This window comes from Paraburkholderia bannensis (genome assembly GCF_014200455.1).
GTDB lineage: Bacteria > Pseudomonadota > Gammaproteobacteria > Burkholderiales > Burkholderiaceae > Paraburkholderia > Paraburkholderia bannensis_A.
On sequence record NZ_JACHBW010000016.1, the window covers coordinates 184,186 to 203,077 of the forward strand.

Consider the following 18,892-nt stretch of genomic DNA (forward strand, 5'->3'; position numbering starts at 1 on the left):
GGTCTCCTTACACCGTCGCGCCTTTCGCGCACGATTCTTCTCCCGACTAACCCTGGTTCCGGCTCCGCGCCGCGCGGCTTGCCGATTTGTGCTGCCGGTCGGCAATTTTGGCTCCCTACAGTGTTCCCAACACCCGGCCCGCCTGGCGCGCCGCGGCACGATAACACCTCATCGGAGCGAGATACATGAACGTCGCGGCAGAACCCACGCCCTCGACCGAACTACGCAAAGGCGCCCTTGGACTGGGCTTCATTGTCTTTTTCGTCATTTCCGCCGCCGGGCCGCTGGTCGCCATCGCGGGCGGCTTTCCCATCGGCATCATGCTGGGCAACGGCGCGGGCACGCCGGCGCTGCTCATCGCCACCGTCCTGATCCTGCTGCTGTTCGCAGCGGGCTACACGGCGATGTCGCGTCACGTCACCAACGCCGGCGGCTTCTACGCATTCACCGCGCGCGGTCTGGGCGGCACGGCGGGGGGCGCTGCCGCGTTGCTCGCGCTGCTCGGCTACAACACGATGCAGATTGGCCTCTATGGCATGTTCGGCGCGGTGGCGTCGGGCTTTCTGCAGACGCATTTCGGCCTGAATGCGCCATGGTGGGCGTGCTCGCTGGCTGCGATGGCGAGCATTGCCGTGCTGGGCTATCGGCAGATCGATCTGTCGGCCAAGGTGCTGTCGCTGCTCGTGCTCGGCGAGTATGTGGTCGTGCTGATTCTCGATCTTGCGATTCTCAAGAGCGGCGGCGCGCATGGCGTGAATGTCGTTTCCTTCACGCCGCATGTGTTCATGAGCGGCACGCCCGCGCTTGGCTTCCTGTTCTGCTTCGCGAGCTTTATCGGTTTCGAGGCCACCACGATTTACAGCGAGGAAGCAAAAGACCCGCAACGTACCGTGCCGCTCGCGACGTATATCTCAGTACTGCTGATTGGCGGCTTCTATGCGTTCTCGGTCTGGTGCATGGTGATTGGCGCGGGCGCGGACGATATCGTCAAGACGCTCAATGCGTTGCAGGATCCGACTACCTTCCTCTACACGCTTTCCGATCATTACGCCAATAGCACGCTCACGGCGGCGATGAGCGTGCTGTTCATCACGAGCGTGTATGCGGGCCTGCTGGCGTTCCACAACTCGGCTGCACGATACTTCTTCGCCAGCGGCCGTGAAGGGCTGCTGCCGAAATCGCTTGGACGCACGCATGCGGTGCATTGCAGTCCGCATCGCGGCTCGCTGTGGCAGTCGGCGATTGCGGCGGTGGTGGTGCTGGTGTTCATCGTCGCGCACGCCGACCCGGTGCTCACGCTCTTCTCGTGGCTCACCAACGTCGCGACGCTGTGCATCATCGCGCTGATGGCGCTGGCATCGGCGGCGGTGTTCGCGTTCTTTCGCCGCCAGAGCGTGCGTCAGGAAGGCGCGCTGCGGGTCGTGTGGTTCCCGGTAATGTCGGGGATCGCGCTGGCTGTGGTGCTGATGCTCGCGATCGCGAACTTCCCGCTGCTTACGGGGGCGGGGGCCACGCTCTCGTATGCGTTGACGGCGCTCCTGCCGGTGTTCGCCGTGATCGGCGTGTATCTGGCGCGCCGCCTGAAACAGCGTGACCCCGAGGCGTATGGGCGGCTCGGCAGTTCGCGCCTGTAGTAGCCGGTCAAAAGTTAATCAATAGCCAATCATTGGCCGGTTGTCGCTTCCTGTTGTCCGAAATGCGCCCTGCGGCCCGTCGATGACGGGCCGCGCTGCGTTTACGCGGCAGGGCACGGCAATTGCAGAGCCGGATTCGCGCGCTTCAACGATCGGCAACATTTCTGGCCCGATCCAGGCATGGCCCGTCAGCGCCAGAGGCAGGCCGAGATCGGCGAAATGTCAAAGACTGTGGGCCGCGGTATCGAATTCAGGGTCGTAGCGATACACTCGCCGAAGATTCAGCGGCCATTTACCAGCCGTCGGATCGAGCTCGCGTATGCCGCAACAGCCATTCGAGGAAGATATGCCGGCTTTCATCGTCAAATACACGCATCGCCATATAAACACCGCCACGGACATCGGCTCCGCGATCCGGGTTGACGCGGTTTCAGGCGACGCCGCCATCGATCAGGCCTGGGTCCTGCTCAAGCAGCGCCATCCCGGCGAATACATCGTGGTGACGGCGGCGATCAGAAAGTAGCTGAGCCGTGATGCCGCTGCGGGTTTGATCGGGCTTCCACTTATCACCTCGCGACAAGTGAGTAAATTCCGAATTCGTGACGCCGCCCGCGCAGCCGCGCGAAGCATGTTGTACCGTCAGGGATGCGCGGGCTTCGATCGGCATTCTGGTGATCATTGCGTTTCACCGGTCCTGAAGAAGCCCGGCGTGTCGCCGCCTGCATTGGCAAATGCCGGTTTCGTCGTCCGGCGGCGGATCGAAACGCTTGCTCACCCGGTGGCCAACATGAAAACAATCCACTTTCTCCCCGCACTCGTCGCCGCGTTCTGCGCGACTGCCGCTTGTGCCCAACCGCTTCCAACCAGTGCACAAAGTCCCGCGCAGCAACAGGCGTCGCTGGCCAACCCGGCGTCGGTCAACTGCGTTCACATCGGCGGAACGCTGCAGATCGTTCAGACTGCCGAAGGGCAGACCGGCATCTGCAAGCTGCCCAACGGTCACCAGTGCGAGGAGTGGGCCTTGCTGCGCGGCGAATGCCAGGCGGCCGCGCAATGATCACGCCGGCTACAAATCGAGACTATGGCGACGACGTGCAGGTGCTCGCACACGCCCTGCATGCGCAGATCGACCATGCTTCGTCCAGGCCGCAGGCCCGGGCCTGGGTCGTGCGCCTGCCGAATATCAATCGGGACGCGACCTTGCTGCTGCGTTTTTCGCCGCCCGAGGCGCCGGGGCGCATCGTGGTGGAGTGTGTGCTTGCGCTCGATGGCGCGCCGGTGCGGGCCGCTGACTACCTCAGCGTCGAAACCCTGCGTGCATGCCGTTTCCGCCGCATGATTTCGCTGTCGCTCAGCAAGAAAGCGACCCGTCTTGCCGAGGAGATCAAGGGGCGCTTGATGCCCGGCTATCTCGACGTGCTCGACAGGATTCGCGCGCGGCGTGGCGAGCAGGGCGAGGCGGATGCCGCGCAGGCGTCGTATGCGCAGGGCGTGCCACGCGGCTACGCCATTGCGCGGCCCGCGCACCTGTTCATCATGCCTACGCTGCTGGCGAGCATCGGGCTGCATAGCACCGAGTGGATGGGGCATCGCTCGGTGGTGCTGCCGCGCCTTGTCACGGGCGGGCCACAGATCGACGTGAAAGTGGACAGCGAGCAGGCCGGCACCGTGCACCTGTCGATCAGCGAGTTGCCGCTGGAGCGCGCGCAGGCCGTGCTGCAATTGATATGCGATATGCGGTAATTGCAGAGGCGGGTGCGGAGCATCGAACGCCAGCATCGTCCATGTGACAGGCACATTTCAGGGCATTTTCAGGACGGCGATTTTCCATGCTCCGGCATACTTCGCCTGACGAGGCAAAGACGGCGCTGCGGCGCCGCCTCGGCAACCAGCAACCCCCACAGGAGTCAAGCAAATGAGCATCTTTGGCGATATCGTGAACAAGCTGTTCCACAAGGCCAAACCCGACCAGACGCCGCCGGCCGTCGAGCCGACGCCGGACCCCGCAGTGGCGCAGGCGGCCGCTCAGGCTGCCGCCCCCGAAGCCGCACCGGCTCCCGCGCCGCTCACCGACGTCGACGTTGCCGTCGTGATGGACCAGCTCGTGTCCGAAAGCGGCCAGACGCTGAACTGGCGCGTGTCGATCGTCGATACGATGAAGGCGCTCGGCGTGGACAGCAGCCTCGACCATCGCAAGCAACTCGCGCAGGAACTCAAGTACTCGGGCGACTTGAACGATTCGGCGAGCATGAACATCTGGTTGCACAAGCAGGTCATGTCAGCGCTGGCCGCGAACGGCGGCAAGCTGCCGGCCGACCTGGCGGGTTGATCCGCTTTCAACATGGCGGTCTCGTCTGAAGAGGCGAGCCGGGATGGGAAGAAGCGCAAAGGCGAGTCGCGGGAGCAAATCCCGCGGCTCGCTTTTTTATGGCCCATCGCTCCACGACGGGACGATTCCAAAGGTGCGCTTGACAGGCGCGATACGCGGCGCTTATCGTCGGTCCGCGGGGCGGTGGGTCAAGCACGACCCGGGGTCCGGCAGTACGCTCCCGGACGGTGGGGCTACCCCGCCGATGACTCGCAAGCCGCAATACATCGCAAGAGCGGCGTTGCGCTGACGCGCAAATGAGCTCTAGCCAGACTGGCACGTTGATCCATCGTCCCGCCTTCGCTTTTTCGATCATGCAACCAGGTTTGCGGAACACGCTCGTTATTGCTTGCGACGCCATGCTCGCAGGTCCGCCCGACGTAGCCGGCATTGTCGGGCGGCTGACTGCGACGTTCGGTGTGTACGGCGCATGGATGCAGGAAGTTGCCCAGCAGGCGCTAAGCGCCTTTGCGTCGCGCTGGGACGCCACGCAGGCCGATGAACTGACGTCCGTGCTGGAAAACGCGCCCGCCTTCGTCGCCGCTTTCAGTAGTGAAGCGCGGCTCGAAATCATCCGTATCATCCGGCGCGCCCCGGCGCAGCGACCACCGCCGCCGCAACTCGCGCACATCGGGCTACCGCATCTGCCCACGCTCCACGATCTCGCCGAATGGCTCGAACTGGACGACAGCGATCTCTCCTGGCTCGCGACGCGCTGGCGAGTGGAGCCCGGCGAGGCGTCCTCGCCCCTGCATCATTATTCGTATCACGCGCGCGAGAAACGCGATGGTCGTCATCGTTTGATCGAGCGTCCCAAGCCGCTGATGCGCTTCGCTCAACACAGGCTGCTGCACGGTCTTCTCGATCACGTGCCGCCGCACGATGCTGCGCATGGGTTTCGCAAGGGGCGCAACATCGTCTCGTTCGCCACGCCCCATGCGGATAAGCCGCTCGTGATTCGCCTTGATCTCACGGACTTTTTTACGTCGATCACCCAGGCGCGCGTTCATGCCATGTTCCATGCGCTCGGTTATCCGCTTGCCGTTTCGCACGCAATGACGGCTTTGTCGACCAATCGCGTGCCGCTGCGCGTGTTGAACTGCGAAGCGTTGAAAGGCAAGTTCGACCGGGCCGGGCAAGAGCGTTTGCGCGCGCGGCATTTGCCGCAAGGCGCATCGACATCGCCTGCGCTCGCCAACCTGTGTGCATTCCGGCTCGATACGCGTCTGGCCACGCTGACTCGCTCGCTGGGCGCGGACTACACGCGTTATGCGGACGATCTGGCGTTTTCCGGCGCGGCGCGTCTGGAGCGCGTGGCCGATCGCCTGCCGCTCTGGGTCGCGGCCATTGCGCTGGAGGAGGGCTTCACTGTCCAGCCGCGCAAGACGAGGGTGATGGCGCGCGGTATCCGGCAGCAGCTGGCGGGCGTCGTGGTGAACCGCCATCCGAATCTGGCGCGCGACCGGTTCGACACTTTAAAAGCATTGCTAACCAATTGTGTGCGTCACGGCCCGGTCTCGCAGAATCGCGATGGACGGGCCGATTTTCGCGCATCGCTCGCGGGACATGTCGCACACGCGGCGATGTTGAACCCCGCGCGCGGCGCGAAGCTGCGCGCGATTTTCGATCGCATCGACTGGAGTCGACTCGAATCGGCGAGTTGATTGCGCCTGACGCGATGCGAGTAGATCCATCGCCACGTGAAACACAGAGGAAATTCATGAGTGATCCCGGGCTGGCACCGTCCGATTTTCGTCGGCAACGCGCGCGCGGCATGAGCGCCATCGCCGTCTCTGCGTTGCTTGCCCTGGCGCTCTGGCTGGGCGTCGAGCACGGGATGTCGCCTCTACCGGGTATGGAAAGCGTCGCCGCACGAATGCTATTGACGCTCAAATGCTTTTGCGTGGCCGTGCTGTTCTGCCTGGTTACCGGTGTGGAGGCCGTGGCGCACGAACGGTTGACGTCGCCAGCATTCGATCCATTGCAGCGCTTCGAGACAAGAAGGCTGCTCATCAATCAACGATATTTGCAGAACACGGTCGAGCAGATCATTGTATTTGGCGCGGCGCTATTTGGCCTTGCGGCTTATTGCGCCGATGGCGCCGCCATGCGTGCAGTCGTCGCGACCACGGTGGTCTGGATCGTCGCCAGAGTGGCGTTCTGGCTTGGCTACCATCGCATCGCGGCGCTGCGCGGGCTTGGCGCGCCGGGAATGGCGATGAGCATGATTGTGCTGCTCTACGTAGCGAGCCGGTTTGGCAATGAAATCGCCGGGAAGCCAGGTGCGATCGTGCCCGTTGCGGCCTTCCTGCTGGTCGAAGCCGTGCTGTTCTGGGGCACGCGAGCGAAGTCCGCCGAAACGCCCAGCAAATAAAAAACGCCAACCGTTGCGGGTTGGCGTTTGAATCGAAGAGCGTACTGGAATCAGAACTGATTCATGGTGTTGTCTTTACCTGCTGCTTTCAGCGCTGCTTCGCCGCTGAAGTATTCCTTGTGGTCGTCGCCGATATCCGAGCCCGACATGTTCTGGTGCTTGACGCAGGCGATGCCCTGGCGGATCTCCTTGCGCTGCACGCCGGCCACATAACCCAGCATGCCCTGATCGCCGAAGTATTCCTTGGCCAGATTGTCGGTCGACAGTGCGGCCGTGTGGTACGTCGGCAGCGTGATCAGGTGATGGAAGATGCCGGCTTCACGCGACGCATCGGCCTGGAAGGTGCGGATCTTTTCATCGGCGATCTGGGCCAGTTCGGTCTGGTCGTATTCCACGCTCATCAGTTGGGCGCGGTCGTAGGACGAGACGTCCTTGCCGGCGGCCTTCATCGCGTCGTAGGCCTGCTGGCGGAAGTTCAGCGTCCAGTTGAACGACGGGCTGTTGTTGTACACCAGCTTGGCGTTCGGGATGACCTTGCGGATCTCGTTGACCATGCCGGCGATCTGCGCGATATGCGGTTTTTCGGTTTCGATCCACAGCAGGTCGGCGCCGTTCTGCAGGGCCGTGACGCAATCCAGCACGCAGCGCGCTTCGCCCGTACCGGCGCGGAACTGGAACAGGTTGCTCGGCAGGCGCTTGGGACGCAGCAGCTTGCCGTCGCGCTTGATGATGACGTCGCCGTTGCCCAGTTGGTCGGCCGACAGTTCCTCGCAATCGAGGAACGAGTTGTACTGGTCGCCCAGATCGCCCGGCTGCCTCGTCACGGCGATCTGCTTGGTCAGGCCCGCGCCAAGAGAATCGGTGCGCGCCACGATGATGCCGTCATCCACGCCCAGCTCCAGGAAGGCGTAGCGGATCGCGCGGATCTTGGCGAGGAAGTCCTCGTGCGGCACGGTGACCTTGCCATCCTGGTGACCGCACTGCTTCTCGTCCGACACCTGGTTTTCGATCTGGATACAGCAGGCGCCCGCTTCGATGAACTGCTTGGCCAGCAGGTAGGTGGCTTCCGCGTTGCCGAAACCGGCGTCGATGTCGGCGATGATCGGCACGACGTGGGTCACGTGGTTGTCGATCTTTTGCTGGATCGCGGCCTTGGCGGCGCCCTCAGCGGCGTCGAGCTGGCGGAACAGGCCGCCCAGTTCGCGGGCGTCGGCCTGGCGCAGGAAGGTGTACAGCTCGCGGATCAGCGCGCTCACGGACGTCTTTTCGTGCATCGACTGGTCGGGCAGCGGGCCGAACTCCGAGCGCAGTGCGGCGACCATCCAGCCCGACAGATACAGATAGCGGCGTTCGGTGCTGTTGAAGTGCTTCTTGATGGAGATCATCTTCTGCTGGCCGATGAAACCGTGCCAGCAGCCCAGCGACTGCGTGTATTTGGCCGGATCGGCATCGTAGGCGGCCATGTCGGCGCGCATGATTTTCGCCGTGTACTTCGCGATATCCAGACCCGTCTTGAACTTGTTCTGCGCGCGCATGCGTGCAGCCGATTCCGGATTGATGGCGTTCCAGGCGCTGCCTTGCTGTTCCTTCAGACCTGCCACTGCCTTGATGTCGTCTTGATATTGGGACATGAGTCTCTCCTGATGGTCCTGATGTGGATGCGCGTTTGACTGGTTGGTTCGGCGTGCCGCTGCGTCTCTCTGTGTGTCTCTGGCAGCGCACTGCATGACTAGATAGTAACGCTGTCCGCTCAACTCTTATATAAGACATAAGACATTATTTATTGTTTATTTTCAATGAGATAGCGGCAGGTTTTTGCGATGTAAAACGCGTTTTCGAGCGGCGAAAAGATCGGGCGACCGAAAATCGGCGTGAATCCCGCAATGTGAAATGCGCTTTCGGCTCATGGAGCCAGCGAGGCGTGGCGTGCCGGACGTTGCGATGCACAAAAATTGACATCAGGCGCGATCGGGGCTTTCCCGTATGCAAAAAAGTATCAGTAGGGCGTCTTATTTTTAGTAGCCGATCCGCATGCGGACGGGTTAATTTTCAGACATGGCGGCGGTGAGTCGATTTCGCGGGCCTGACAAGAAAGAACGAACAAGGCGCGCAACGCCGCAGGAGGAGACAGATGCTAACCACGCAGGACGCGATGACTGATCGGGCCGATTCCGCCACTCATCGGACGACCCATCGGACGACCCATCGGATGACCCACCGGGACGCCGGGCACGCCCGGATCGACCAGCCCGATCTCGAACTGGTCGCCGTCCCGGCAGCCGAATCGTTCAAGGTCTGGGCGCATGGCTATCCCTATCGCACGGTGCGCTGGCATTTCCATCCGGAGTACGAGATCCACCTGATCACGGCCACCACGGGCAAGTATTTCGTGGGCGATCACATCGGCAACTTCGTCCCGGGCAATCTCGTGATGGTCGGGCCCAACCTGCCGCATAACTGGGTCAGCAGCGTGCCGCCGGGCGAGCGCGTGGACGAACGTTGCCTCGTCCTGCAGTTCGATGCGGCCTTCGTGACGCGCGCGATCGAGGCGTTTCCGGAATTCCGGCGTGTGGAAGCGCTGCTCGACGCCTCGCGCACCGGTCTGCTGTTCGCCCCCGAGACTGGCGCGGCAGTGGAGCCGATCCTGCGCGAGATGGTCGGCGCACAAGGTCTGAGGCGCGTCATGCTGTTCATTGCGCTATTCGATCAGCTGCTGCGCAGCGCCGAGCCGCAACGGCTCGCCAGCGCCGCCTATCACGCCGACCCGACGCGCTACGCCGGTTCGCGTATCAATCATGTGCTGACATTCATCGGCAAGAATCTCTCGCAGGAATTGCGCGAGGCCGACCTCGCGGCGCTCGCGGGGCAGAGTGTCAGCGCCTTTTCGCGCTATTTCCGTCGGCATACGGGCGTGCCTTTCGTGCAGTACGTGAACCAGTTGCGTATCGATCTGGCCTGCCAGTTGCTGCTGTCCGACGAGCTGAGCATTACCGGCATCTGCTACCAGGTTGGCTTCAACAACCTCTCCAATTTCAACCGGCAGTTTCTGCAGATCAAGGGCATGTCGCCGTCGCGCTGGCGTGCGTGGCAACGCCTCAATGCCGCCAGCGCCGCCGGATCCGCCGTCGCGGCCACCGTGCCGGCCTAGCGCACGCTTCGCGCCTCGTACCTGTCATCGCACCGGGCAGTCTTGCCCGGTGTGGGGAAGCTTTACCTGTGGTCCACCGGCGGCATGCGCTGAACCGGCATTTTTCCAACAATGGAGACACTCAATGACCCGACTCTCGACCCATCTGATCGGCGCGGCCCTGTTTGGCCTGGCGCTGACTGGCGCAACCGCGTCCTTCGCCGCGCCCAGCGGCACGGTGGCGTTCCTGATGCCCGACCACGCGTCGACACGCTACGAGCAGCACGATTTCCCCGGCTTCAAGGCGGAAATGGCCAAGCTCTGTGCGGGCTGCAAGGTGCTGTACCAGAACGCCAATGCCGACGCCTCGACCCAGCAGCAACAGTTCAATTCGGTGATCGCGCAGGGGGCGAAGGTGATCGTGCTGGATCCGGTGGATTCGACGGCGGCGGCCTCGCTGGTGCATATGGCGCAGAGTCAGGGGATCAAGGTGATTGCCTACGATCGCCCCGTGCCCTCCACGCCCGCCGACTATTACGTCTCGTTCGACAACGAGGAGATCGGCAAGTCGATCGCGCAGTCGCTCGTGCAGCATCTGAAAGATGCGGGTGTGGCGACTGGCAAGGGCGGTGTGCTCGAAGTGAACGGCTCGCCGACCGATGCGGCGGCCGGCCTCATCAAGAAGGGCATTCACGAAGGGCTGGAGGGCAGCGGCTACAAGACGCTTTCGGAATACGACACGCCGGAATGGGCGCCGCCCAAGGCCCAGCAGTGGGTGAGCGGGCAGATCACGCGCTTCGGCGCGCAGATCGTCGGCGTGGTGGCCGCCAACGACGGCACGGCTGGCGGCACCATCGCCGCGTTCAAGGCGGCCGGCGTCAATCCGGTGCCGCCCGTGACGGGCAACGACGCGACGCTGGCGGGCCTGCAATTGATCGTGGCGGGCGACCAGTACAACACCATTCTCAAACCCAGCGAGATCGTGGCAGGCGCGGCGGCCAGGGTTGCGGTGGGCTTCCTCTCGGGCGAGAAGCCCAAGGCGGAAACCACGCTCTTCAACACCCCGTCGCAACTCTTCAAGCCGGCTGTCATCACCGCGAAGAACATCAAGGCCGAGGTGCTGGACAAGGGCTTCACGAGCGCGAAGGATCTGTGCGCGGGGCGCTACGCGGACGGCTGCAAGAAGCTGGGCATCGCAAACTGATTTCCACAACTGATCAGGTATGCAGATCAATGGGGAGGCGCTGGCCGTCTCCCGTTTTTTTTCGAATGCGGGTACTACCATGACCGGGTCCATGATTGAGAACTCTCCATCCCGCGCCGCGCGGGGCGAACTCGTGCTGAGCCTGCGCGGCGTCTCGAAGCATTTTGGTGCCGTCTCCGCGCTGACCGACATCGAGCTGGACGTGCACGCGGGCGAAGTCGTGGCCCTCGTCGGCGACAACGGCGCGGGCAAGTCCACGCTCGTGAAGGTGCTTGCGGGCGTTCATCAGCCGAGCGCGGGCACCATCACGTTCCGCGGGCAGCCGGTCACTCTCACCGATCCCGCCACGGCGCTCGATCTGGGCATCGCAACGGTATTCCAGGATCTCGCGCTGTGCGAGAACCTGGACGTGGTCGCCAATATCTTTCTGGGCCGCGAGTTGAGCCCGATGCGCCTCGACGAAGTGCAGATGGAAGTGCGCGCGTGGACGCTCTTGAACGAACTGTCCGCGCGCATTCCCGATGTGCGCGATGTGGTCGCTTCACTTTCCGGCGGGCAGCGCCAGACGGTTGCCATCGCGCGGTCGCTGTTGCTCGATCCGAAACTGATCATGCTCGACGAGCCCACCGCGGCGCTCGGCGTGGCGCAGACGGCCGAGGTGCTGAACCTGATCGAGCGCGTACGCGAGCGCGGCCACGCGGTGATCATGATCAGCCACAACATGGAGGATGTGCGCGCCGTGGCGGATCGCATCGTCGTGCTGCGTCTTGGGCGCAACAACGGGGTGTTCTATCCGCACTCCTCCAATGCGGAACTCGTCGCCGCCATTACCGGCGCGACCGAGAACGCGGTGTCGCGCCGCGCGGGTCGCCGCGCCGCTCAGCCGGTGGCCGGGCAGGAAGCCGGGCAAGAAGCCGGGCCGGATGCGGGGCAGGACGTTCAATGAAAGGAATCAACATGAGCAAGCAAACGCAGGGCGCCACGCAGCCGGCCCCGCTGCTCGACCGCAGCGATGTGCGCGTCAAGCACGCCCATGGAGTGGGCGAAAGCCTCCGCGCTTTCGTCGACCGGATCCGCGCGGGCGACCTCGGCTCGCTGCCGGTCATCGTGGGTCTGATCATCATCTGGACGGTTTTCGCCAGTTTGAATCCGGTGTTTCTGTCCGCCGACAACCTCGTCAATCTGCTGTTCGATTGCTCGACGGTGGGCGTCATTTCGCTGGGCATCGTCTGTGTGCTGCTGGTCGGCGAAATCGATCTTTCGGTGGGATCGATGAGCGGGTTCGCTTCGGCGATGCTGGGGGTGCTGTGGGTCAACGAGGGCTGGCCGGTGCTGCTGGCGATCGTGGCGGCGATCGTCGTGGGCGGTGTGATCGGCGCGCTCTATGCGCTGCTGCTGAACCGCCTGGGCATGCCCAGTTTCGTGTCGACGCTTGCCGGGCTGCTCGCGATTCTCGGCATGCAGCTCTATCTGCTCGGCTCGGACGGTTCGATCAACTTGCCCTACGGGTCGCCGATGGTGAACTTCGGGCAACTGATGATTATTCCCGCCGTAGTCTCGCACGTGCTGGCCTTGCTGCCGGGCCTCGCGATCGTCGTGCTCGGGCTGCGCACGCGTGAGCGGCGCCGCGCCGCCCGCCTCTCGGCGCCCTCGCTTGGCGGCCTGCTCGCGCGCGCTGCGCTCATCACGCTGTTCCTCGAACTGGTGGTGGCCTACCTCGACCGTGGCCGCGGCGTGCCGCTGATGTTCGGCGTGTTCCTGGGCCTCACCGTCGCCATGAACTATGCGCTCACGCGCACGCGCTGGGGACGCTCGATGAATGCCGTGGGCGGCAATCGCGAAGCCGCGCGGCGCGCCGGCATCAACGTGCGGCGCATCTATACGAGTGCCTTCGTGCTGTGCGCCGCGCTGGCGGCGCTGGGCGGCGTGCTCACCGCGGCGCGCCTTGCTTCGGCGAGCCAGCAGGCCGGCAGCGGCGACGTCAACCTCAACGCCATCGCGGCGGCCGTGATCGGCGGCACGAGCCTGTTCGGCGGACGCGGCAGCGCCTGGTCGGCGGTGCTCGGCATCATCGTGATCCAGTCGATCGCCAGCGGCCTCACGCTTCTCAATCTGTCTTCGTCGCTGCGTTTCATGATTACGGGCGCGGTGCTCGCCATCGCCGTGATCGTCGATTCGCTGGCGCGCCGCTCGCGGGTCACGCACGGCCGCGCCTGATGACGCCCGATCACGTTTAATCCAATGCATTCCGGAGAGTCGTTCATGTCTGAATCCATGAAGGGAAAAGTGGCCGCCATCACCGGCGCGGCTTCGGGGATCGGTTTCGAGTGCGCGCGTGCGCTGGTCGGGCTGGGCGCCAGGGTGGTCCTGATCGACCGCGCGAAGGAGCGGCTGGACGCGTGCTGCGCGCAACTGGGACCGAACGCGCTGCCCCTGCAGGTGGATCTGCTGGAGCCCGCGGAGGTCTCGGGCATGTTGCCGAAGATCCTCCAGCTTGCCGGCGGGCTCGACATATTCCATGCGAACGCCGGTGCATATGTTGGCGGCGAGGTGGTGAACGGCAATCCCGATGAGTGGGACCGCGTGCTCAACCTGAACGTCAACGCGGCGTTTCGCAGCGTGCATGCCGTGCTGCCGCACATGGTCGCGCAGCAATCGGGCGACATCCTGTTGACGAGTTCGATTGCGGGCATCGTGCCGGTGGTATGGGAGCCAATCTATACCGCGTCCAAATTCGCGGTGCAGGCCTTCGTGCACACCACGCGCCGCCAGGTCGCCAAACATGGCGTGCGCGTGGGCGCGGTCGCGCCGGGACCGGTCGTCACCGCGCTGCTCGACGACTGGCCGAAGGCCAAGATGGAAGAGGCGCTGGCTTCCGGCAGCCTGATGCAGCCGAAGGAAGTCGCCGATGCGGTTATCTTCATGCTGACCCGACCGCGCAACGTGACCATTCGCGATCTCGTGATCCTGCCCAACAGCGTGGATCTTTGAGCGGCGTCGCTCACATCATCCGATAGAGCAACTGCGATGACTTTAGAGAAGCAGCAGCACCCGGCGAGCCGTGCGCGCTATGTGATCGGCGTGGACGTGGGCACGGGCAGCGCCCGCGCCGGCGTCTTCGACGCGAACGGCGGCATGGCGGCGTCGGCGAAACACGATATCAGCGTGTTTCATTCGAGCGGCTCGATCGTCGAACAGTCGAGTGCGGAAATCTGGCGCGCCGTCTGCCGCGCCGTGCAGGATGCGCTGGCTGCGGCGGCGCTTGCGCCGCAGGACATCGCCGGCATCAGCTTCGATGCGACCTGCTCGCTCGTGGTGCTGGGCGAGGGTGGCAAGCCGCTGCCGGTCGGCCCCACGGAACAGGCCGGGCGTGACATTGTCGTGTGGATGGATCATCGCGCCGTCGATCAGGCGCAGCGCATCAACGATACGCGCCACGCGGTGCTGCGCTTCGTCGGCGGCACGATCTCGCCGGAGATGGAGACTCCGAAGCTGCTATGGCTGCTGGAGCATCGCCCGCACGTGTTCGTGGCCGCGTGGCAGTTCTTCGACCTGACCGATTTCCTCACGTGGCGTGCGAGCGGCGATCTGGCGCGCTCCACGTGCACGGTCACCTGCAAATGGACCTATCTGGCCCACGAGCGCCGCTGGGACGAGAGTTACTTTCGCGCGGTGGGACTGGGCGTGCTCGCCGACGAGGCGTTCGTGCGCATCGGGCAACGCGTGGTCGAACCGGGTACGGCGCTTGGGCAAGGGCTGACGCCGCAGGCCGCCGCCGAGCTGGGGCTGGCGGCCGGTACGCCGGTGGCGGCGGGCGTGATCGACGCGCACGCAGGCGGTATCGGCACGGTGGGCGCCGACGGAGCGCCCGAAGACTGTCTCGCCTATGTGTTCGGCACGTCCTCGTGCACGATGACCACCACGCGCGAGCCGGTGTTCGTGCCCGGCGTGTGGGGGCCGTATTTTTCGGCGATGGTGCCGCAGACCTGGCTGAACGAAGGCGGACAGTCGGTCGCCGGTGCGGCCATCGAGCGGCTGATCGGCATGCATCCGCTGGCTCACGAGGCGCAAGACCGTGCGACGCAGGCCGGGCAATCGCTGCCCGCCTTGCTTGCGGGACTGGCGGTGCAGGCCTGCGAAACGCTTTCCGATGCGGTGACGCTCGCGGGCGATCTCCATGTGGTGCCGGAATTCCTCGGCAACCGCGCGCCTTTCGCCGACCCGCATGCGAAGGCCGTCGTCGCGGGACTGGGCATGCAGACGGATCAGGAGAGCCTGGTCGCGCTCTATGTTGCCGGCATTTGCAGCATCGGCTATGGCTTGCGCCAGATCATCGAGGCGCAGGATGCGGCGGGCGCGCCCATCAAGCGGGTGGTGATCAGCGGCGGAGCCGGGCGCTTGGGGCTGGTGCGCCAGTTGCTGGCCGACGCCACGGCGAAGCCCGTACTCGTGACCGAGGCAGAGGAACCGGTGCTGCTGGGCGCGGCGATGCTGGGCGCGGTGGCGGGAGGCCTGTACGGCGACCTGCCAGGTGCGATGGCTCGGATGTCGCGCATCGACAAGGTCCACGAACCGGCTACCGGAGACATCGCCGCCTTGCATGACGCGCGATACGCCGCGTTCAGACAGTTGCAGGATGTGGCGAGGCGCATCCGGCAGACGCGGGCCTGAGCGCCGCATCTGGGCGGCACGGCACTGACGGGGCGCGGCCTCGCGCTTCGTGTATAAATGGGCCATCCCGCACAAACGGAGCCGCCCGTGGCCGATACCCCGCCCGACAACACCCAGCCAGCCGCTCAAGGCGCGCGTCCGCCAGTTTCGCGTCGCACCGGATTCTGGATCCTGTGCGGCGCCATCGTCGTGCTGATCGTCATCCTGCTGATGATCTTCAATCCCTTCCGGGAAAGACTGGATGAACACGCGCTAGGCGATCTCGGTTTTTTCACGGGTGTCTGCAATGGCGGCGGCGATGCCGCAAGCGCGCCGCAGCCGGGGTGCATCGCCTTGCGGGCGAAGCCGACCATGACGACTTCCCAGCTTGCCGCAGCGGTCCCTCATCTCGACAAACTCGATCGCAAACTCGAATTGAACCTGACGGACACGCCCGTCGATAACATCGATTCGCTGAAAGATCTGGATAACGTGGAGGCACTCGACCTCACGGGAACCCAGGTGTGGAACATCGACGCGCTACAGGGCATGCACTCGCTGAAACGGCTCGTACTGCATCGAACCCAGGTGCAGAACATCGAGGCCTTGAAAGAACTGACAGGTCTGCAATCGCTGACTCTCTGGGAGACCGGGGTCTCGAATCTCGCTGCACTGAAGGACTTGAGCGACCTGCAACAACTCGATCTGCGCGATACACAGGTGCGCGACCTGGATGTGCTGGCGAAACTGCCACACCTCGAAACCCTCAAACTGGGCGGCGCGAGGAACGTCAAGAGCATCAAGCCAATCGGGCAATTGACCGCGTTAAAGGTGCTGGATCTCAACGAAACGCAGGTCGAGCGTCTCGATCCTTTGAAAGATCTGCACGCTCTTCAGGCGCTGTATCTCGCCAACACGCCGGTTCGCGATATCGATGCGCTAGCGGACATGCCCAATCTGACGACGCTCGTGCTGGACGGGTCGAAAGTCGACAATATCGACGCCATGAAGGGCTTGCTTCAACTGGATACGCTGGTTCTTTCGCGCACGCCGGTGACGGACATTGGCGCGCTGAAAGGGCTGACTAACCTGCAAAGGCTCAATCTCTCCGATACCGGTGTCGAGAACGTCGACGCCCTGAGCAATCTGACGCGACTTAAAACGCTCAATCTTTTTCGCACCGATGTTCAGGATATCGATGCGCTCAAAGGGCTCAAGGGTTTGCAGGAACTCTATCTGGCGAATACGCCGGTCAGGAATGTCGACGTGCTCAAAGGCCTGACCGGGCTGCGCGAGTTGGTGCTCTACGGCACTCAAGCCAGCAATGTCGATGATCTCAGGGCAGCCTTGCCGAGCACGCGGATTGTGTGGTAAATCGGGGGCGGGGTAGCGGCGCTACGCAGTCTGCTATCCCGCACTGGCCAAGCTGGCCGCGCTGACGAAATAGAAAAATCAGATAGTCCAGATTTTTCCTTATTGACCAACAGGATGATCTTGTTATCAAGGCCGAATTGCAGGCGCGGATTCCGCGCGCGTACTGTTTCGAGGTCGGCTCATATAAGGGAAATGTCGGTAAGGCGCAAGTGCATCAAACTAGATTTACTTATATCAAACAAATTTTGACGCCAATTTTTGTTCCTGATATGGTTTCTACACGTGGGAAGCCGCACACGGTCGCTTACCTCGCTCTACGGTGAGGGTTTGCTGGGGTTGGCAGGCAAGGCGTTTGTGCTGCAAGCCGGAGGCTCGGCACATTATCAGTCCGCGCGGCTGGCTGGATCGGCAACGGAAGCAGGGAGGCGGTTGTCGTGTGGGGCGAACCCTCGGGGCGGTTTTAATTGAGGCAGTACCGGAAGCCGAAACTTTCTGTGCGGCCTTGTATGAGATTGTAAGGATGGCGAAGTGAATGGCCTCCATTTCCCATTGGCGTGAATGAGGCGCGAGCCGTCGCGGCATCAGGCAATGCGCAGGTCGCACACCGTCATCGACATTCGAATAAAACGCGACCCATTTCAATCAATCAAAAAATTATTCCAGGCGTGAAAGACAGATGAAGAGCAACAAAATCAAGATCAGCGTGATGGCGGTTGCCGCTTTCGCAGCATCCTCGGCAGCAATGGCTCAGTCGTCGGTTACCTTGTACGGCATGCTCGACGCAGGTATCGGCTATACGTCCAATGTGGGCGGCCACGACAAGTTCAGCCTCGATGGCGGCGCATCGGGTTCGAACAAGTGGGGCGTCAAGGGCCAGGAAGATCTCGGCGGCGGACTCTCGGCAGTCTTCAAACTCGAAAACGGCTTCAATATCGGCACCGGCCGCATCAACGGCCAGGGTCCGATCGGTTCCACGCGTTCCTTGTTCAACCGCCAGGCTTACGTAGGCCTCTCGTCGGACCAGTACGGTACGGTGCGTATGGGTCGCCAGATCGATGCCGTGACGGAAATGGTGCAAGGCATCACCGGCGACGGCATTTCGGCGTCGGCATTCTCGACGCCGGGCGACGTCGACAACAACGACAACACGACGAACCAGAACAACGCCGTCAAATATATTTCGCCGGTCTTCCACGGTTTCCAGGTTGAAGGCGCGTACTCGTTCGGCGGCGTTGCCGGCGCGACGGGTTCGGGGCAATCGTGGTCGGTGGCTGCGGACTACCTGCAAGGTGGCCTGACGGTTGCCGGCGGCTATTTCCGCGCCGTCAATCAGGGTGAGAGCGGCTGGGAAAACGCCACGGCGCAGCCGTCGTTCGGCGGCGCCCTGGGCTACCCGTCGTCGGGCTACTACGGTGGCAATGCGTTCAAGAGCGCAGGCATTGCTCAAATTGCCGGCCAATATGAATTCGGTCCGTACACGGCTGGCCTGCGTTACTCGAACGCTCAGTACCAGGGCTCCGATGGTCAAGCGTCGATCCACTTCAACGTGATGGCTGGCCTTCTGCAGTACCGCGTGAGCCCGGCGCTTTCGCTGGCCGCCGAGTACACCTACGTCTACGGTTCGGCGGCTACGCCTGCGCAAGCCGCTGAAGGCCGCACGATGGCGTCGATCAACCAGGTGTCGCTGGGCGCCACCTATTCGCTCTCGAAGACCACTTCGGTCTACGTCATGGGTGCCTACGTCCATGCTCTGGGCGCTCAGGCTTCGGTTGCTGACTTCGGTAACACCGCATCGGGTGGCAACCAGGTTCAAGCCAACATTGGCATGTATCACGCCTTCTGATCGCAGGTGTAGACGCCCGGGGCCATGCGCGCATGACCCCGGGCAATGAAGCGTTCTGCCAGTGAACTGCCCTCAAGCGGGCGGCACAACATTGGCAATCCATTCCCCGACCACGTCCGTGATACGAACGATATTTTCATCGTCGATACGATGGACGTGGACTCAACGCACCCACGAGCCAGATCGCTGTATGCCAGTTTCGGCTGGCACCGAATCGGAGAACACATGAAACAAAACAACCTGTTGCGTGCAGCACGGATGACGTCTTTCGTGGCGCTCGCAGCGGCCTCGATTGCAGGCGCCCCGCTCGCGCACGCC

General features: G+C 63.3%; 17 protein-coding genes. 16 read left to right on the forward strand and 1 reads right to left on the reverse strand.

The features are described from left to right. The first annotated feature begins 185 nt into the window (after window positions 1–185). The 7 genes from F4827_RS25460 (at window position 186) to F4827_RS25490 (ending at window position 6,376) form a co-directional block, all read left to right on the forward strand. Window positions 186–1,634 (forward strand): APC family permease, encoded by a 1,449-nt coding sequence (locus F4827_RS25460; RefSeq protein ID WP_183727976.1) that lies wholly within the window; start codon window positions 186–188, stop codon window positions 1,632–1,634. Between the two features lie 346 nt (window positions 1,635–1,980). Further along, window positions 1,981–2,157: a hypothetical protein gene (locus F4827_RS25465; RefSeq protein WP_183727978.1), complete on the forward strand. Its 177-nt coding sequence runs from the start codon at window positions 1,981–1,983 to the stop codon at window positions 2,155–2,157. A gap of 105 nt (window positions 2,158–2,262) precedes the next feature. Continuing rightward, on the forward strand, window positions 2,263–2,691 hold the full coding sequence (locus F4827_RS35875; RefSeq protein ID WP_311674327.1) for a DUF333 domain-containing protein: 429 nt from the start codon (window positions 2,263–2,265) through the stop codon (window positions 2,689–2,691). Beyond that, window positions 2,688–3,377, forward strand: coding sequence for a hypothetical protein (locus F4827_RS25475; protein ID WP_183727980.1), 690 nt, complete (start codon window positions 2,688–2,690; stop codon window positions 3,375–3,377). Before F4827_RS35875 ends, F4827_RS25475 begins: the two co-directional genes overlap by 4 nt. A 172-nt stretch (window positions 3,378–3,549) precedes the next feature. After that, complete coding sequence (locus F4827_RS25480) at window positions 3,550–3,963, forward strand: DUF3597 domain-containing protein (protein ID WP_183727981.1); 414 nt, start codon at window positions 3,550–3,552, stop codon at window positions 3,961–3,963. A gap of 398 nt (window positions 3,964–4,361) precedes the next feature. Next, the gene (locus tag F4827_RS25485; protein ID WP_260175399.1) at window positions 4,362–5,666 is read left to right on the forward strand and encodes a reverse transcriptase family protein; all 1,305 of its coding nucleotides are present in this window, start codon (window positions 4,362–4,364) and stop codon (window positions 5,664–5,666) included. Between the two features lie 110 nt (window positions 5,667–5,776). Further along, window positions 5,777–6,376 carry an MAPEG family protein gene (locus tag F4827_RS25490; protein WP_183727983.1) on the forward strand — a complete coding sequence of 200 codons (600 nt, stop codon included), beginning with the start codon at window positions 5,777–5,779 and terminating at the stop codon, window positions 6,374–6,376. Between the two features lie 50 nt (window positions 6,377–6,426). Here the strand turns inward: F4827_RS25490 and F4827_RS25495 are convergent, their stop codons facing one another. Continuing rightward, complete coding sequence (locus tag F4827_RS25495; protein ID WP_183727985.1) at window positions 6,427–8,007, reverse strand: isocitrate lyase; 1,581 nt, start codon at window positions 8,005–8,007, stop codon at window positions 6,427–6,429. 578 nt (window positions 8,008–8,585) lie between these two features. Here F4827_RS25495 and F4827_RS25500 point away from each other — a divergent pair. The 9 genes from F4827_RS25500 to F4827_RS25540 all read left to right on the forward strand — a co-directional run. Continuing rightward, window positions 8,586–9,524: an AraC family transcriptional regulator gene (locus F4827_RS25500; protein WP_183727987.1), complete on the forward strand. Its 939-nt coding sequence runs from the start codon at window positions 8,586–8,588 to the stop codon at window positions 9,522–9,524. Between the two features lie 124 nt (window positions 9,525–9,648). Then, the gene (locus tag F4827_RS25505; protein ID WP_183727989.1) at window positions 9,649–10,707 is read left to right on the forward strand and encodes a sugar ABC transporter substrate-binding protein; all 1,059 of its coding nucleotides are present in this window, start codon (window positions 9,649–9,651) and stop codon (window positions 10,705–10,707) included. Between the two features lie 91 nt (window positions 10,708–10,798). After that, a complete protein-coding gene (locus F4827_RS25510) occupies window positions 10,799–11,653 on the forward strand; it encodes an ATP-binding cassette domain-containing protein (RefSeq protein WP_260175400.1) in 855 nt (284 codons plus the stop codon). Window positions 11,654–11,664: 11 nt separating this feature from the next. After that, a complete protein-coding gene (locus F4827_RS25515) occupies window positions 11,665–12,924 on the forward strand; it encodes a sugar ABC transporter permease (RefSeq protein WP_183727991.1) in 1,260 nt (419 codons plus the stop codon). Between the two features lie 45 nt (window positions 12,925–12,969). After that, window positions 12,970–13,698 carry an SDR family oxidoreductase gene (locus F4827_RS25520; protein WP_183727993.1) on the forward strand — a complete coding sequence of 243 codons (729 nt, stop codon included), beginning with the start codon at window positions 12,970–12,972 and terminating at the stop codon, window positions 13,696–13,698. 36 nt (window positions 13,699–13,734) lie between these two features. Continuing rightward, a complete protein-coding gene (locus tag F4827_RS25525) occupies window positions 13,735–15,378 on the forward strand; it encodes an FGGY-family carbohydrate kinase (protein WP_183727995.1) in 1,644 nt (547 codons plus the stop codon). Window positions 15,379–15,567: 189 nt separating this feature from the next. After that, entirely contained in the window at window positions 15,568–16,731 is a 1,164-nt protein-coding gene (locus tag F4827_RS25530; RefSeq protein WP_311674334.1) for a leucine-rich repeat domain-containing protein, read from the forward strand. Window positions 16,732–17,407: 676 nt separating this feature from the next. Further along, window positions 17,408–18,574 (forward strand): porin, encoded by a 1,167-nt coding sequence (locus tag F4827_RS25535; RefSeq protein WP_183728000.1) that lies wholly within the window; start codon window positions 17,408–17,410, stop codon window positions 18,572–18,574. Window positions 18,575–18,619: 45 nt separating this feature from the next. Next, on the forward strand, window positions 18,620–18,892 hold a 273-nt coding region (locus tag F4827_RS25540), incomplete at its 3' end, for a hypothetical protein (RefSeq protein WP_183728084.1).